This is a genomic window from Ruegeria sp. CDSC025, from assembly GCF_059610805.1.
Map to the genome: position 1 here is coordinate 334,393 of NZ_JBXWOJ010000001.1, position 15,379 is coordinate 349,771.

Genomic DNA, 15,379 nt, shown 5'->3' on the forward strand with positions numbered 1-15,379 from the left:
CATGCCTATACATTCGGAAACGCGACACCTGCCTTACACTGCGCAACAGATGTACGATCTGGTTGCCGATGTAGCAAAATATCCCGAGTTTTTGCCCTGGTGTGCGGCTGCACGTATCCGACGCTCATATGCAGCAGGAGAGGCACAGGTGATGGAAGCGGACCTGATCATTTCGTTCAAAGTGTTCCGCGAACGCTTTGGCAGCCGGGTTACCCTGTTTGCCGAACAACGCCGGATCGACACGGAATATCTGGATGGGCCCTTCAAATACATGAAGTCGGACTGGCATTTCGAGGACGCAGCAGAAGGCGGGTGCAACGTTTCGTTCCATGTTGATTTCGAATTCAAGAATGCCATTCTTCAGGGTATCATCGGAGTGGTCTTCAATGAGGCGATGCACAGGATCGTGAGGGCGTTCGAGGGCCGGGCAGAGGAATTGTACAGCTAAGTCTTTACCCGAAAGCGGCGCTTGCTAGACTGCGCCACATGACTGATTTTACCACAGCATTGGCCGATTTTGCCTCGGGGCCTGTTGCGACCTCGTCAGAGGCCCGTCTCGTAACCTCTCTGTCTGCGCTGGATTGGGTGGTTGTTGGCCGCGTCGGTGTTAGCGAACCCGTATCTCAGACCGTGCGCGCACTGGTTCTGGATGAAGGAGGCAACCCGCAGGCCCATCTGTTTGGCGGGGGGCTGGCTCCCGTCAGGGCAGCAGGTTTGGTTAACGGAACCATTTCCCACGCTTTGGATTATGATGACACGCATTTTGCGCATATCGGGCACCCTTCGGTCGCGGTTATGCCTGCGGCCTTTGCTCTTTGTGATTGGGACGACCGGATTCTTGTCGATGTCCTTGAGGCCGCTCTTGTCGGGATGGAGGTTTCGATCCGCGTAGGGCTTTGGCTGGGGCGCGCGCATTATCAAGGTGGGTTCCATCAGACCGCGACGTCAGGTGCCTTTGGTGCGGCGGTCGCCGCTGGCCGGGTGCTGCGGTTCGATACGGATAAGATGCGCCGGGTTCTTGGTCTGGCTGCCACCCGCGCCGCAGGGCTGAAAGCTCATTTCGGCACGATGGGGAAGCCCTATAATGCCGGGCTAGCTGCCGCTGCAGGGGTTGAGGCTGCGCTGTTGGTGTCCAAGGGGTTTGATCCCAACTCGGATGCGCTTGAGGGGCCCTATGGTTTTGGTGCAACCCATATGGGTCAGTCCGAACAGGCCGCTGCTCTGGATGGAATCGGAGAGACGTGGCTGTTCAAAGATGTAAGCCATAAGTTTCATGCCTGCTGTCATGGGTTGCACGCCGCATTAGAGGCCGCACGTGACCTGGATATTGCTGAACCCGAAGTAGCCGAGATCAGGATCAGGACCCACCCGCGCTGGATGACAGTGTGTAATCAAACCTCTCCGACCACCGGGTTGGGGGCCAAGTTTTCCTACCGGACGGTTATTGCTATGCAAGCGTTGGGATATGACACAGCCTTGCCAGACAATTTTTCGGATAAGGTATGTGCGGATAGGCGCCTGCAATCGCTGCGGGACCGGATTTCAGTCGAAGCCGATGAGTCGCTGTCTGAAACTCAAGCGGATCTGTCTTTGCTGCGCCGCGATGGGGCACGAAAACAGGCCAGCCACGATTTGCTTGGCCCTATGACATTGGCCGACCGGGAAGATCGGGTCAGAAGCAAGGCGGCCAAGCTGATCGGTGCCGAGGACGCAGACGCGATCTGGTCGATGCTGCGTACCGGTGGCCGCACCCGTGATCTGGCGAAAATGCTGGCGCGTTAGACGACGCGCCAGTGCAAGGGGAACCCGGGTTCGAATACTGTTACCGGGCCGTCGTCAGTTTCGATCTTGTCGGGATATTCAACGGGGTCGCCTTTGGTAAGGGTGATGGTTTCTTTATTCACAGGCAGGTCATAAAACGCAGGTCCGTTCAATGATGTGAACCCTTCCAGCGTGTCCAGCGCACTGGCTTTGTCAAACATCTCAGCCACAAGGGACATTGTGTTTGTAGCGGTGAAGCATCCCGCACAGCCACAGGCCATTTCCTTGTTTGCGTCTGTGTGCGGCGCGCTGTCGGTGCCAAGGAAGTAGCAAGACATCCCAGAAGTTGCGGCGCTCATCAAAGCCTGGCGATGGGTCTCGCGCTTGGCCACGGGCAGGCAGTAGTAATGCGGTTTGATCCCGCCCACCAGGATGTGATTGCGGTTGATGATCAGGTGATGGGCCGTGATTGTTGCAGCAAGATCATCTCCACCGGATTGCGCATAAATCGCACCCTGAGCCGTCGTGATGTGTTCCATCACCACCCGCAAACCAGGAGTCGCCTGGCGCAGTGGATCAAGTATCGTATCGATGAAAACCTCTTCGCGGTCGAAAATGTCGACCTCGGCATCGGTGACTTCACCATGGACACACATCGGCAGACCGATCTCAGCCATTCTCTCAAGCACCGGGCGGACCTTGTCGAAATCACGCACGCCCGAGGCGGAATTGGTGGTTGCGCCTGCGGGATACAGCTTTACGGCCTTGATCAGCCCGCTTGCATGGGCTGCGGCGACATCCTCGGCGTCGGTGTCTTCGGTCAGGTACAAGGTCATCAGCGGCTCGAACGGCATGCCTTCGGGCAGGGCGGCCAGAATGCGGTCGCGATATGCGGCGGCCTGATCGCCGCGCACAACTGGCGGAACAAGGTTCGGCATTATGATCGCACGGGCAAAATGGCGTGCGGTTTCGGGCAGAACGGCCTGCAACATGGCGCCATCGCGCAAATGCAGATGCCAGTCATCGGGGCGGCGAATGGTCAGCGTATCAGTCATGCGCACCCGCTAGCACAGCCTCGGCCAAAGACCAACCAAACCGTGAGGATCTGGTGCAAAAACTTCACCTCTCTGCCGCGATGGCGTCTGGGTGGCGGGGCCGGGGCCTTGACGCCCCCGCGCTTGCATGACCTGTTAAGCAACGAAAGAAAGAGGGTTCCATGACGCAGCAAGATTCCATTGATACCGTGCAGCAAATGCTGGGCTCGCAAGGTTACGTTTGCGGTCGGGCCTTGGCGACAGTGGTGTTTTTGTCGCTTAAACTGGGCCGCCCGCTATTTCTAGAAGGTGAGGCAGGCGTCGGAAAAACAGAAATCGCCAAAGCACTGGCCGCTGGTCTGAACCGTCGCCTGATCCGCCTGCAGTGTTATGAAGGGCTGGACGCCTCCTCGGCGGTTTACGAATGGAATTTCCCGGCGCAAATGGTTGCGATCCGAACCGCCGAAGCCTCGGGCGGCGCTGACCGGGGTTCGTTGCAGACCGAATTGTTTTCTGACGACTACCTGATCGAGCGTCCGTTGTTGCAGGCCATGCGTCCGGATGAAAACGGGGCACCCGTCCTGTTGATTGATGAACTTGACCGCACGGATGAACCGTTCGAGGCCTTCCTGCTGGAAGCGCTCAGCGATTTTCAGGTCACCATCCCCGAATTGGGCACTGTCAAAGCGCCGGAGCCACCGATTGTCATCGTTACATCGAACCGAACGCGAGAGGTGCATGACGCCCTGAAACGCCGTTGCTTGTACCATTGGGTCGATTACCCGGATTTTGACCGTGAAATTGAAATTCTGAACGCCCGCGCACCCGAGGTCGCCGAGGCGCTAAGCCGAGAGGTCGTCGCCTTTGTCCAACACCTGCGCACAGAGGATCTGTTCAAGAAACCAGGCGTGGCCGAGACGATCGACTGGGCCAAATGCCTGCTGGCGCTGGACGTCATCAACCTTAGCCCCGAAGTGATCGGCGACACGCTGGGAGCGATCCTGAAATATCAGGACGATATCCAGCAACTGCAAGGGTCCGAGGCGAAACGCATTCTGGATGAAGCCAAGGCGTCGCTGGAACCTGCCTGATGGCTGAACAGCTCCCTCTCGAAATCCCCGACAACCCAAAACTGGCGCAGAATATCACTCATTTCGCGCGGGCTTTGCGCAAGGCAGGGCTGCCGATTGGCACCGGGCGGGTTGTGGATGCGATCCGGGCGGTTCAGGTTGCGGGCTTCTCGGAAAAGCGGGATTTTTACTGGACGTTGCACGCTTGTTTCGTGACCCGACCCGAGCATCGGGCAGTATTTGCGCAGATTTTCCGCATGTATTGGCGCGACCCTCGTTACATGGAACACATGATGTCCATGATGCTGCCCGCGATCCGCGGCGTTCAGGAAGAGCGCAAGGCCGAAGCTGCAGAGAAACGCGCGGCCGAGGCTCTGCTGGACGGCGTCGAACGGGACTTGCCTGAAAGCTCTGACATCGAGGAAGAAACTGAGCTGGAGATAGATGCGTCGCGGACCGCGTCCTCGGAAGAACGGTTGCGCAATCTAGACTTTGAGCAAATGAGCACCGAAGAAATTGCCTTGGCCAAGCGCATTCTGGCACAGCTCAAATTGCCGGTAAAACCAATCGAGTCGCGCCGAGGCCAAGCCAGCCACTTTGGGCATCGGATCGACCGCGCCCGCACGCTGCGCGCATCCATGCGGCAGGGTGGTGAACTGCGGGACATCGCGTATTTGAAGCCGAAACAACGGTGGCCGAACCTTGTCGTTCTCTGCGATATTTCAGGATCTATGAGCCAGTACTCTCGTATCATCCTGCATTTCCTGCATGCGGTTTCAAACGTCAAAGGCGCGGGATGGGCCAAGGTTCATGCGTTTACATTCGGTACGAGGTTGACGAATATCACCCGGCACCTGCGCCAACGCGATGTGGATGCTGCCCTGTCGGCGGCAGGGGCCGAGGCGCAAGATTGGGAGGGTGGCACGCGGATCGGGGAATGCCTGCACGCTTTTAACCGTGACTGGTCGCGTCGGGTTCTGGGGCAGGGTGCGGTGGTGTTGTTGATTACGGATGGTCTGGATCGGGGCGAACCCGAGGTGCTTGGAAAAGAAATCCAGCGCCTGCATCTGTCAGCCCGCCGTTTGATCTGGCTAAACCCTTTGTTGCGCTGGGATGGCTTTGCGCCAAAAGCGCAGGGGGTGGCGGCGATGCTTCCCCATGTTGACAGCTTTCGGGCCGGCCATTCCATTGCGTCGCTGGAAGATCTGGCCAAAGTCATCTCAAAACCGGATGACATGGGTGAGAAAGCGCGGTTGATGGCCGCGCTTTCGAAGTAGGTCTCAACCAAGCTGTTCTTCGTTGCACTTACGCGCCATTTCCATCGCTTTGTACGTACCGGTCAGATCAACGGTGAAGGCGAATTCCTTTTCGGGGAACACAACCATAACTTTCTGTTTGGCAAGGTCTTCGGCAAACTTGGGGTCATCCGACAGCACATAGCCACCCGAATAGCCTTTGGTGATGTTGCCCTTCATGCCGGTGGCTTCTCCAAGATACAGGTTTTCGCCCAGCAGGATCGCCACAGCCTCGGTTTCGCCACGCTTGATGTTGGTTTCAGCTTTGGTGAATACGCCAACATATCCCACGCCGCGGTCTTCGGTCAGGCCCATTTGAACCACGTTTTCCGCGTTATCAACAGCTTCGATCAGGCAGGATTTCTTGTCTTCGTCGATGAAGATTTTCCATCCGTCCACTTCGCCATAGCGCAGGAAGGTATCTGCGCTGGCCACTGTCGCCGCTAGCATTCCCAATACCGATCCGAGTGTAATAATGTGTTTCAAGTCTCTGTCTCCTTTTGAAAATTATCTGCGTCACAGCTGCGCATGATCCGCGTTTAGGTCAGAATCGGGAGGGCTGGCAATCAATGCATTGGATGTTCGGCTGAAACCCGCGGGGCTTTGCATAGCATTTGGAATTTCTTTCAAGGCCCATGAGTTAGCCTGATGGCTTACTTTTCATCCTGCCAAACCTGCCTATGTTGGTGCGGGAAACGCCAGGAGGGCGATATGGACAGATTCGACAACAGCCCCGAGACTGCTCTGGATTGGTATGAAACGGGAAAGCCAGTTGCGCTGGCTACGGTTGTTCAGACCTGGGGCAGTGCCCCCAGACGTGTTGGCGCTCAGCTTGTGATAGCAGGTGATGGCCGCTTTGAGGGGTCGGTATCGGGTGGTTGTGTCGAAGGTGCGGTTGTCGTCGAGGCGTTGGAAGCGATCGAAGAGGGTGAAGCGCGCCTACTTGAATTCGGGGTCAGTGACGAAGATGCTTTTGCGGTCGGGCTGGCCTGTGGCGGAACAATTCGGGTACTGGTCGAGCCTATTGGATCGGTCCTTCCTGAAAGCATATTGCGCGATCTGGTCGCTGCACGCACGCAGCGCGAGCCTGTGGCTTATGAAGTGAATATCGAATCCGGCCATCGTGCGTTGCAGCGCGATCGTTATCCCGAACGCATGCGCATGGACCGGTCCGGTTTCGAAGAGGATGCGAAGACATTTGTTTCGGTCCACAATCCGCCCTTGCGGTTGATAGTGGTCGGGGCCGTTCATATTGCTCAGGCCCTGGTCCCGATGGCGCGAATTGCGGGGTACGACCCTGCGATTGTGGATCCACGAGATGCGTTTGCAACCGCCGCAAGATTCCCTGAGGAAACCGTGCTGACGGATTGGCCGGATGAGGCCGTTGCAAAGCTTGGAATGGATGCGCGAACGGCTGTTGTCTTGCTGACCCATGATCCAAAACTGGATGATCCCGCGTTAGAGGCCGCCCTGAGAGCCGGGGTGTTCTATATTGGGGCGCTGGGGTCTAATCGAACGCATGCGAAACGCGTCACCCGGATGAAAGAAGCCGGATTTACTGAAGGGCAGATTTCACAGATTCACGGTCCCGTAGGCTTGGATATCGGTGCCGCCGATCCTGCGGAAATTGCGGTTTCCATATTGGCCGAAATGACTGCGGTGTTGCGGGGCAAAGCATGAAGTTTGGCTCGGTTCCTTTGCGCGAGGCCGCTGGTGCAATTCTGGCGCATTCAGTGAAAGCCCAAGACACAAAGCTGCGTAAGGGCCTTTTGCTCACGCAAACTCATCTGGATGAAATGGCCGCCGCCGGGTTGACCTCGGTCACTGTTGCGCAGCTGGAACCCGGTGATTGTCACGAAAACGACGCTGCCCGGAGTTTGGCAGAGGCTTTGGCCCCGGACCCGGCAACCGTGGGATTGCGCGTCACCGAGCCGTTCACAGGGCGCGTTAACCTCTTGGCGAGAGGCCCCGGAGTCGCTGTTCTGGACGTACAGGCGCTGGAAGCGTTCAACTTGGTTAACCCGATGATTACCGTGGCCACAGTACCCCAATATCAACAGATGGGATCAGGCGGGATGGTGGCGACGATCAAAGTCATTTCTTATGCCGTCCCCGGCGAAGATGTGGCGCGTGCCTCGGCGCTGGCACAAGGGGCGGTGCGCCTGTCTGGCCCGGTGTTTCGCAGTGCCGGCCTGATCGTCACAGACATCCCCGGAGGTGTTTCGAACGACAAGGGAATAGCTGCAATCCGAGGGCGTGTCGAAGCCCTGGGTATGGGTTTGGATGACATTCGGGTGGTGCCACATGAGATTCAGGCGCTGTCTGCTGCATTGACGGGTGTTAAAGGGGATATTGTCCTGATCTTGACGGGCTCAGCAACTTCGGATGCGCATGATGTTGCGCCGCAGGCTGTTCGTGTTGCAGGCGGTCAGGTGGATCGGTTTGGAATGCCAGTAGATCCGGGCAACCTGTTGTTCACCGGTCTGCTGGACGCCAGACCCGTAATCGGTTTGCCGGGGTGTGCGCGCTCTCCTGCACTGAACGGTGCGGATTGGGTTTTGTCGCGCGTGGCTTGCGGGATTGAAACGACAGCGGCGCATATTGCAGGCATGGGGGTCGGTGGATTGCTCAAGGAAATCCCGACCCGGCCACAGCCACGCGCATCTATCAAGCGGTAAGGCGTTTGACATCAATTTAAGGCCCAGATCAGACCGCTTTGTTCGGCATTGTGATCTGTCATAAACGGCGCCCTGCGAAATTTTTGTTCTCAAACAATAAGTCCCGTGTTTAACTCGACAGAGAAAAATATGACATGGGAGGAACTTATGACACAGGTCACCATGACCGTGAACGGGAGGTCTGTTAGCGGTGAGGTTGAGGGTCGGACGTTGTTGTCTGGATTTTTACGTGATCATCTGTCGCTGACCGGAACGCATGTTGGATGTGACACTGCGCAATGTGGGGCGTGTGTTGTTCATGTGAATGGCGCGGCGGTGAAGTCGTGCAACATGCTTGCGCTGGAAGCAGACGGGTCTGAGGTCGCCACGATTGAGGGCCAGGCCGCTGAGGATGGGTCTTTGAACGTGATTCAGCAGGCGTTTCAGGATCATCACGGGTTGCAATGCGGGTTTTGTACGCCGGGCATGGTGATGAGCGCCGCCGCCTTGCTGAAAGAGAACCCGCGCCCGAGCGAAGCCGAGATTCGAAAGTATCTGGAAGGCAACCTGTGCCGCTGCACAGGCTATCACAACATTGTCAAAGCGATCATGGCCGCATCGGGCCAGGACGTAAGCGGCATCGCTGCCGAGTAATACCGACGTAAAGAATTTTCGACGAAAATTCTTTTTCAGGGAGGAGAACAAGCAATGCCCAAAGACAGTGGCATCGGAGCCAGTTCCAAACGGCGCGAGGACGTGCGCTTTTTAACCGGAGCAGGCAATTACACCGACGATATCAACGTGCATGGCCAGGCCTATGTGCATTTTCTGCGGTCCGACATCGCGCATGGCCGGATCAACAGTATCGACACCTCGTCTGCCGAGGCCATGCCGGGCGTGGTCAAAGTGTTTACCGGCAAGGATTTCGAAGGCGTGGGCGGCATGCCCTGTGGCTGGGAAGTGACCGACAAGCACGGCGCACCGATGCAGGAACCTCCGCATCCCATTTTGGCACAGGGTAAAGTGCGCCATGTGGGCGATCCGATTGCTGCTGTGGTCGCCGATAGCCTGGAACAGGCCCGCGACGCGGCTGAGGCGATCGAGCTTGATATCGAGGAGCTGCCCGCCGTGATCGACATGAAGGCCGCCGCGCAAGAGGGCGCGACGCTGGTCCATGACGATCTGAAGAACAACATCTGCTATGATTGGCAGTTGGGCGAAACCGATGATGCCAAGGTCAATGAGGTCTTTGCCAATGCGGCCCATGTCACCACGCTGGATCTGGTGAACAACCGTCTGGTTGCCAATCCGATGGAGCCGCGTGTGGCGGTGGGCGAGTACAGCCGCGGCACCGAAGAATACACGCTTTATACCACGTCGCAGAACCCGCATGTGATCCGCCTGTTGATGTGTGCCTTTGTTCTGGGTCTGCCCGAACACAAGGTGCGCGTGGTCGCGCCGGATGTGGGTGGCGGCTTTGGCACCAAGATCTTCCACTATGCCGAAGAGGCATTCTGCACCTTCGCCGCCAAGGCTTGTAACCGTCCGGTCAAATGGACCTCGAGCCGGTCCGAGGCGTTCATGTCTGACGCGCATGGGCGCGACCATGTCGGACAGATCGAACTGGCGCTGGATGCGGACAATAACTTTATCGGTCTGCGCACCAACACCTATGCAAATATGGGTGCGTATCTGTCGACCTTCTCCAGCTCGGTGCCGACATGGCTGCACGGGACGCTGATGGCGGGCAACTACAAGACGCCGGTCATTCAGGTCAACGTCAAGGCGATGTTCACCAATACGGTCCCGGTGGATGCCTATCGCGGCGCGGGCCGTCCGGAGGCGACGTTCCAGTTGGAGCGGGTCGTGGATAAGGCAGCGCGTGAACTGGGTGTCGATCCGATCGCCCTGCGCCGGCAGAACTTCATCACCCAGTTCCCCTATGACACACCGGTGGCGCTGACCTATGACACAGGCGATTATAATGGGACGATGGACAAGCTTGAGTCCGCTGCTGATCTGGCAGGCTTTGCCGCGCGTCGCGCTGAAAGCGAAGCCAAGGGCAAGCTGCGGGGTCTGGGCGTCAACTGTTATATCGAGGCTTGCGGTATCGCGCCGTCGAACATCGTTGGCATGCTGGGGGCCCGTGCGGGTCTGTATGATGCGGCGACTGTGCGGGTGAATGCCACCGGCTCGATCAGCGTCATGGTAGGTGCCCATAGCCACGGGCAGGGGCATGAAACGGCCTTCCCGCAGGTTGTGGCGGACATGATCGGTATCGACGAGTCGATGATCGAGATCGTGCATGGCGACACGTCGAAGATTCCGTTTGGCATGGGCACCTATGGCTCGCGGTCTTTGGCGGTCTGTGGATCGGCGATGGTCAAGGCAACCGAGAAAGTGATCGACAAGGCCAAGAAGATCGCGGCGCATCTGTTGGAGGCGTCCGAGGCTGATATCGAGCTGAAGGACGGTCAGTTCAGCGTGGCAGGGACCGACAAGTCGGTGGCCTGGGGTGATGTCACCCTGACGGCCTATGTGCCGCATAACTTTCCGCTGGAGGTCGAGCCCGGGCTGGAGGAGACCGCCTTTTATGACCCGGCCAACTTTACCTTCCCGGCTGGCGCCTATGCCTGTGAGGTCGAGGTTGACCCCGAAACCGGCCGGGTCACCATCGAAGCCTTCACTGCCGCTGATGACTTTGGCAATATCGTCAACCCGATGATCGTGGATGGTCAGGTGCATGGCGGCATCGGTCAGGGCATCGGTCAGGCATTGCTTGAAAACTGTGCCTATGACGAAAACGGTCAGCTGCTGAGCGCATCCTTCATGGACTATGCCATGCCGCGTGCCGATGATGTGCCGTTCTATGCGGTGGACCATTCCAGCCAGACGCCCTGTACGCATAACCCGTTGGGTGTGAAGGGCTGTGGTGAGGCCGGGGCAATCGGTTCACCACCTGCGGTGGTCAACGCGGTGCTGGATGCGTTGAATTCAGGCGGCAAAGCCATCGATCATATCGATATGCCGGTGAGTCCATCGCGTGTCTGGACCGCGATGCACGGGTGAGAGGTTGGGGTGCGAGGGGTCAACCCCTCGCGCTCCCCGAGATATTTATAGCCAGATGAAGGGCGGATCAGCGCCTTTCGGAAAGGAAGACGAAATGTACAATTTCGAATTTGAGAAACCCTCGACCATAGCCGACGCGGTTGCCGCTTTAGGGGCTGAGGATGCGCAGGCGTTGGGTGGTGGGCAAACCCTGATCCCGACGCTGAAACAACGATTGGCTGCGCCATCGGCACTCGTCTCGCTCAGCGGAATTCCCGAAATGCAGGGCGTCTGTGTTGGGGATGACGGGTCGGTTTCTATCGGTGGCGCAACGCCGCATGCAGTTGTTGCGCAAGAGGCGGCGGGATCATACCCGGCGCTGGCCGCATTGGCCGGTCAGATCGGTGATCCGGCGGTGCGCAACCGCGGCACGATTGGCGGCTCGGTTGCGAATAACGATCCGGCGGCCTGTTACCCGGCGGGTGTGCTCGGATCCGGGGCCACGATCGTGACCAACGCCCGTCAGATTGCGGCGGATGCGTTTTTTGATGGCATGTTCTCGACCGCACTGGATGAGGGTGAGATCATCACATCCATCCGCTTTCCGGTGCCACAGGCCGCGAGTTATCAGAAGTTCTTGCAGCCAGCCTCGCGCTTTGCGTTGGTGGGTGTCTATCTGGCCCGGTTCGCCGACGGTGTGCGTGTGGCGGTCACGGGCGCCAGCGAGGATGGGGTGTTCCGCTGGTCCGAAGCAGAACAGGCGCTGAATACTGAATTCCGACCGGACGCGTTGATGGGGCTGAACATCAACCCGGCCACCATGATCGGCGATCTTCATGGCAGCAAAGCGTATCGCGCGCATCTGGTCAGTGTGATGACCAAGCGGGCTGTGCTGGCCTGCATGTAAGTAAATCGGCTTTTAGTCGCAAAGCCTCGGGGTGTGTCCCTCGGGGCTTTTTCTATTTTCGGCGAATTTTCGGAAGCTTGTTTGGCTGCCAATAGGCTCCGGTATCTTCGCGCGCCTTTTGATAGACCTCAACGCGGTGCGCTGCTGTTTTGCCACCGGCGTCAAATAAATGGCCGATGAGACATTCCAACACAGCCATGACACCGGTAAAGCTCGAGGTGTGATGTTGTGACCTTGTGCTGACGTTAAAGGCGACATCCGGCTCGACACCCGGCGCAATGACTTCGCTGTCCGAGATCAGGATGACCCGAAGCCCCTTTTCCCGGGCGAACCTTATGGATTTAATCGTCTCCGCAGAATAGGGGCTGACCGTGATTGCCAGCAGACAGTCCTTGTCATCGGCATCCAGCAGGTCATCCGTGGCCGAGCCGATGTGGCGCGGTATTAGTTGAATACCGGGGTGCGCCATGCGCCCGGTATAGGAAAAGTAATAGGCCAGCGCGTAACTGGCGCGGGTGGCGGTCACGAAGCAACGGCGGGACCTGAAGATATGGTCAACGGCTAGATGCGCTGTCTCGGGCCTCATCAATCGCAGGGACCTGACGACGACATTCTGTTCGTTGCGGGCAAGTCTGGCTTGAAGCTGACCATGGGCGCCGTCCGCTTGCATGTGGGTTTGCCAGGACGCGCCAAGGAATTCTTCGGTATCCGTCGCCAGGTTTTGCCGGAACGGTGCGCGAAAGGCCTGAAACCCGCCAAAACCCATATGCTGGGCCAGTCGGACAAGGACATTTGCACTGACACCGATCTTCTCGGCAGTTACCCGTATCGGGTCGAGGCCGAAATCCGCGGGGTGATCTACGATGTATTTGGCTGCCGCCTGAAGTCTGGGCGGCATCTGGTCGATGTTTTTCCTCAAGTTATCTGTCAGCTGGCGTTGGGTCTCTGTCATGAAAAAACATATGTTATGAAAGAAGAAGGTGTAAAACATAGGCCGCTTGCATAGATGCGGCAACAGGTAATCGGGGGCAGGGAATGTCACAGCATCGGTCGAAATCTGAACCCTACATTCTGGCGGCGCCCAATGGTGCGCGCCGAGGTGCGGCAGATCACCCAGCCCTGCCTGTCACAACCTCGCAAATTCTTGAAGCGGCCAGAGCATGCCATGAGGCCGGTGCGGCCGGTCTTCATCTGCACATTCGGGACACAGAAGGCCGTCACTCTTTGGACGCGGGACAGTATCTGGAAACACTTGCCGAACTTCGGCGGCGGGTTCCGGCTCTGGACATCCAGATCACAACCGAGGCGGCAGGGATTTTTGATGTAAGCAGCCAGTTCGAATGTCTGAAGAAGGTTAGACCGGCTTGGGCGTCGATCTCGGTTCGCGAAATCGCGCGCGATAACGATCTGGCTGACCGGATCTATGGTCTTTGCGCGGATCAGGGGACGCGGGTTCAGCATATTCTTTACGACGCTGAAGATGCGGCCCTATTAACACGGTGGCAATATCGTGGGGTTGTCCGCAAACAACAATCCGACCGTTTGCTTGTTCTGGGGCGCTATCGGACTGATCAGGAATCAAAGCCCTTGGATCTGGATGCGTTTCCGGACGGGGATTCGCCTTGGATGATCTGTGCCTTTGGAAAACGAGAGCATGACTGTTTAATACATGCGGCGTCCTTGGGCGGTGATGTCCGGGTCGGATTTGAAAACAGCATCGCAGACCGGAACGGAGACACTTGGGACAATAACGCCGCCTCAGTCGCGGCCCTTGTCGCCAGATTGAAAGAGGATAGATCATGAGCCACGTTTTCCCACGCCATACGAAATCTCAGCTGCCGGTCGCGGTTGGCGGCGAAGGCTGCTATCTGATCGATGCTGACGGTAAGCGGTATCTGGATTGCGGTGATGCTGCTGTGTCCTGTCTTGGCCACTCAAACCGGGCGGTGATCGAGGCGGTTCAAAGCCAGGTTGAAAAGATCGCCTTTGCGCATACCGGGTTTATGACGTCCGAACCTGCCGAAGCCCTTGCGGACCTTCTGATTGATCATGCGCCCGGGGATTTGGATCGCGTTTACTTCGTATCCGGAGGGTCCGAAGCAACAGAGGCCGCCATCAAACTGGCGCGGCAGTATTTTCTTGAGATCGGTCAGCCCGAGCGCCGCCATGTCATCGCGCGCCGCCAAAGCTATCATGGAAACACTTTGGGGGCCTTGTCAGCGGGGGGAAATGCCTGGCGCCGTGCGCAATTCGCACCGATGCTGATCGAAATGACCCATATCGCGCCCTGCTACGAATATGCCGAAAAGCAAGATGGTGAGAGCAGCCACGCCTATGGTCAACGGGTGGCCGATGAGTTGGAGGCCGAAATTTTGCGTCTTGGCCCTGAAACCGTCATGGCGTTTATGGCCGAGCCAGTCGTGGGGGCAACGCTGGGGGCGGTCCCGGCGGTCGAAGGGTATTTTAGGCGCATACGTGAAATCTGTGATCAATATGGCGTTTTGCTGATCCTGGATGAGGTCATGTGCGGAATGGGGCGCACCGGGCATTTGTTTGCCTGCGATCACGATGGAATTGCCCCGGATATTCTGTGCATCGCCAAAGGTTTGGGGGCGGGTTATCAACCCATCGGCGCAATGTTGTGTACGAGCCGGATATATAAGGCGATCCAAATTGGGTCAGGGTTTTTCCAGCACGGGCATACCTATGTCGGCCATCCGGTGGCAACTGCAGCGGCATTGGCGGTGCTGAAGGAATTGACGAGCCAACAACTGCCCCAGCGCGCCGAGTTTATGGGACAGAGACTGCAATCTGCGCTGGAAACTGCGTTCAGCGAGCACCCTAATGTCGGCGATATTCGGGGCCGCGGGCTGTTCCGCGGTATTGAGCTGGTCTCGGATCGGGCCGGAAAAACACCGTTTGATCCCGCACTTGGTCTCGCGGGCAAGATCAAGAAGGCGGCATTGAACGCTGGTCTGATCTGTTACCCCATGTCTGGCACGCGCGATGGTCGAAGTGGCGACCATATTCTGTTGGCACCGCCTTTCATTATCGACGACGCACAGATTGAGGAATTGGTTGAAAAGCTGGAGGCCGCACTCAAAGCCGCGATCTGACGCTCTTTTGATCTGACTTTCTCTTTTTACTCAATAGGGTATCGACAAAAGGTCAAATCCTGAAGGAGCGATGATGATTGTCGACATCTGGAAGAGTTTTCGGGACTTGCCCGCCTGGGTACAGATCTGGTTGGTGGTGCTGCTCATCCCGACCAATCTGGCACCTCTGGCGTATCTGGATCAGCCAAATGGTATTCTAATCGCAGCACTCGCAATCGGTGGGATGGCATTGAATCTTCCGATCATGCTGGCGACACGAGGGATGAGCAAAGCGATGGCATTTCCGCATCTAATATGTTGGGTGCCAATGGTTTTCGTCGTGATTGCAGCATTTGCAAGCGAGGCTGAACTGGCGACCGAATATGCGAAATTTCTGGTGTTTCTACTGGTTATTGACCTGATTTCGCTGGCATTTGATGTGAATGACGCAAGGGTCTGGCTCAAAAGCCGAAGCGCAAAATAAAACCCCCTCAATCCGAGGGGGTTTCGAA

The 15,379-nt window shown here is 57.5% G+C and carries 15 protein-coding genes; 12 read left to right on the top strand and 3 right to left on the bottom strand.

The features are described 5' to 3' along the window. Position 1: 1 nt before the first annotated feature. Positions 2 to 448, top strand: coding sequence for a type II toxin-antitoxin system RatA family toxin (locus AC2FH8_RS01635; protein ID WP_142634123.1), 447 nt, complete (start codon positions 2 to 4; stop codon positions 446 to 448). 38 nt (positions 449 to 486) lie between these two features. Further along, positions 487 to 1,782, top strand: coding sequence for an MmgE/PrpD family protein (locus AC2FH8_RS01640; protein WP_496687857.1), 1,296 nt, complete (start codon positions 487 to 489; stop codon positions 1,780 to 1,782). On the opposite strand, the gene pyrC is transcribed toward AC2FH8_RS01640, so the two are convergent. Next, entirely contained in the window at positions 1,779 to 2,816 is a 1,038-nt protein-coding gene (gene pyrC, locus AC2FH8_RS01645; protein ID WP_496687860.1) for a dihydroorotase, read from the bottom strand. The genes AC2FH8_RS01640 and pyrC overlap by 4 nt on opposite strands. A 161-nt stretch (positions 2,817 to 2,977) precedes the next feature. On the opposite strand from pyrC, the gene AC2FH8_RS01650 reads away from it, so the two are divergent. Together AC2FH8_RS01650 and AC2FH8_RS01655 are read left to right on the top strand one after the other, a co-directional pair. Beyond that, positions 2,978 to 3,886, top strand: coding sequence for an AAA family ATPase (locus tag AC2FH8_RS01650; RefSeq protein ID WP_271946832.1), 909 nt, complete (start codon positions 2,978 to 2,980; stop codon positions 3,884 to 3,886). Beyond that, entirely contained in the window at positions 3,886 to 5,142 is a 1,257-nt protein-coding gene (locus tag AC2FH8_RS01655) for a vWA domain-containing protein (protein WP_496687862.1), read from the top strand. The genes AC2FH8_RS01650 and AC2FH8_RS01655 overlap by 1 nt, the downstream gene beginning before the upstream one ends. 3 nt (positions 5,143 to 5,145) lie before the next feature. Here AC2FH8_RS01655 and AC2FH8_RS01660 read toward each other — a convergent pair whose 3' ends face one another. Next, complete coding sequence (locus AC2FH8_RS01660) at positions 5,146 to 5,646, bottom strand: hypothetical protein (protein ID WP_496687864.1); 501 nt, start codon at positions 5,644 to 5,646, stop codon at positions 5,146 to 5,148. Positions 5,647 to 5,871: 225 nt separating this feature from the next. On the opposite strand from AC2FH8_RS01660, the gene AC2FH8_RS01665 reads away from it, so the two are divergent. From AC2FH8_RS01665 to AC2FH8_RS01685, 5 genes are all read left to right on the top strand, one after another. After that, positions 5,872 to 6,840 (top strand): XdhC family protein, encoded by a 969-nt coding sequence (locus tag AC2FH8_RS01665; protein WP_496687866.1) that lies wholly within the window; start codon positions 5,872 to 5,874, stop codon positions 6,838 to 6,840. Then, a complete protein-coding gene (locus AC2FH8_RS01670) occupies positions 6,837 to 7,838 on the top strand; it encodes a molybdopterin-binding protein (protein WP_281994692.1) in 1,002 nt (333 codons plus the stop codon). Before AC2FH8_RS01665 ends, AC2FH8_RS01670 begins: the two co-directional genes overlap by 4 nt. Before the next feature lie 147 nt (positions 7,839 to 7,985). After that, positions 7,986 to 8,471 carry a (2Fe-2S)-binding protein gene (locus AC2FH8_RS01675; RefSeq protein WP_142634109.1) on the top strand — a complete coding sequence of 162 codons (486 nt, stop codon included), beginning with the start codon at positions 7,986 to 7,988 and terminating at the stop codon, positions 8,469 to 8,471. 54 nt (positions 8,472 to 8,525) lie between these two features. Next, positions 8,526 to 10,886: a xanthine dehydrogenase family protein molybdopterin-binding subunit gene (locus tag AC2FH8_RS01680; protein ID WP_142634107.1), complete on the top strand. Its 2,361-nt coding sequence runs from the start codon at positions 8,526 to 8,528 to the stop codon at positions 10,884 to 10,886. 94 nt (positions 10,887 to 10,980) lie between these two features. Then, positions 10,981 to 11,772, top strand: a complete 792-nt coding sequence (locus AC2FH8_RS01685) for an FAD binding domain-containing protein (protein WP_496687868.1) — start codon at positions 10,981 to 10,983, stop codon at positions 11,770 to 11,772. A 52-nt stretch (positions 11,773 to 11,824) separates the two neighbouring features. Here AC2FH8_RS01685 and AC2FH8_RS01690 read toward each other — a convergent pair whose 3' ends face one another. Continuing rightward, positions 11,825 to 12,724 carry a MurR/RpiR family transcriptional regulator gene (locus tag AC2FH8_RS01690; RefSeq protein WP_496687870.1) on the bottom strand — a complete coding sequence of 300 codons (900 nt, stop codon included), beginning with the start codon at positions 12,722 to 12,724 and terminating at the stop codon, positions 11,825 to 11,827. 83 nt (positions 12,725 to 12,807) lie between these two features. Between AC2FH8_RS01690 and AC2FH8_RS01695 the strand changes: the two genes are divergently transcribed. From AC2FH8_RS01695 to AC2FH8_RS01705, 3 genes are all read left to right on the top strand, one after another. Further along, the gene (locus AC2FH8_RS01695) at positions 12,808 to 13,575 is read left to right on the top strand and encodes a beta-keto acid cleavage family enzyme (RefSeq protein WP_496687873.1); all 768 of its coding nucleotides are present in this window, start codon (positions 12,808 to 12,810) and stop codon (positions 13,573 to 13,575) included. After that, entirely contained in the window at positions 13,572 to 14,888 is a 1,317-nt protein-coding gene (locus AC2FH8_RS01700) for an aspartate aminotransferase family protein (protein WP_496687876.1), read from the top strand. Before AC2FH8_RS01695 ends, AC2FH8_RS01700 begins: the two co-directional genes overlap by 4 nt. Positions 14,889 to 14,961: 73 nt before the next feature. Beyond that, on the top strand, positions 14,962 to 15,351 hold the full coding sequence (locus AC2FH8_RS01705) for a hypothetical protein (protein ID WP_496687878.1): 390 nt from the start codon (positions 14,962 to 14,964) through the stop codon (positions 15,349 to 15,351). Positions 15,352 to 15,379: the final 28 nt, after the last annotated feature.

Coding starts and splice junctions, on each gene's coding strand:
- AC2FH8_RS01635 (WP_142634123.1), top strand. CDS start 2: ATGCCTATACATTCGGAAACGCGACACCTGCCTTACACTGCGCAACAG.
- AC2FH8_RS01640 (WP_496687857.1), top strand. CDS start 487: ATGACTGATTTTACCACAGCATTGGCCGATTTTGCCTCGGGGCCTGTT.
- pyrC (WP_496687860.1), bottom strand. CDS start 2,816: ATGACTGATACGCTGACCATTCGCCGCCCCGATGACTGGCATCTGCAT.
- AC2FH8_RS01650 (WP_271946832.1), top strand. CDS start 2,978: ATGACGCAGCAAGATTCCATTGATACCGTGCAGCAAATGCTGGGCTCG.
- AC2FH8_RS01655 (WP_496687862.1), top strand. CDS start 3,886: ATGGCTGAACAGCTCCCTCTCGAAATCCCCGACAACCCAAAACTGGCG.
- AC2FH8_RS01665 (WP_496687866.1), top strand. CDS start 5,872: ATGGACAGATTCGACAACAGCCCCGAGACTGCTCTGGATTGGTATGAA.
- AC2FH8_RS01670 (WP_281994692.1), top strand. CDS start 6,837: ATGAAGTTTGGCTCGGTTCCTTTGCGCGAGGCCGCTGGTGCAATTCTG.
- AC2FH8_RS01675 (WP_142634109.1), top strand. CDS start 7,986: ATGACACAGGTCACCATGACCGTGAACGGGAGGTCTGTTAGCGGTGAG.
- AC2FH8_RS01680 (WP_142634107.1), top strand. CDS start 8,526: ATGCCCAAAGACAGTGGCATCGGAGCCAGTTCCAAACGGCGCGAGGAC.
- AC2FH8_RS01685 (WP_496687868.1), top strand. CDS start 10,981: ATGTACAATTTCGAATTTGAGAAACCCTCGACCATAGCCGACGCGGTT.
- AC2FH8_RS01690 (WP_496687870.1), bottom strand. CDS start 12,724: ATGACAGAGACCCAACGCCAGCTGACAGATAACTTGAGGAAAAACATC.
- AC2FH8_RS01695 (WP_496687873.1), top strand. CDS start 12,808: ATGTCACAGCATCGGTCGAAATCTGAACCCTACATTCTGGCGGCGCCC.
- AC2FH8_RS01700 (WP_496687876.1), top strand. CDS start 13,572: ATGAGCCACGTTTTCCCACGCCATACGAAATCTCAGCTGCCGGTCGCG.
- AC2FH8_RS01705 (WP_496687878.1), top strand. CDS start 14,962: ATGATTGTCGACATCTGGAAGAGTTTTCGGGACTTGCCCGCCTGGGTA.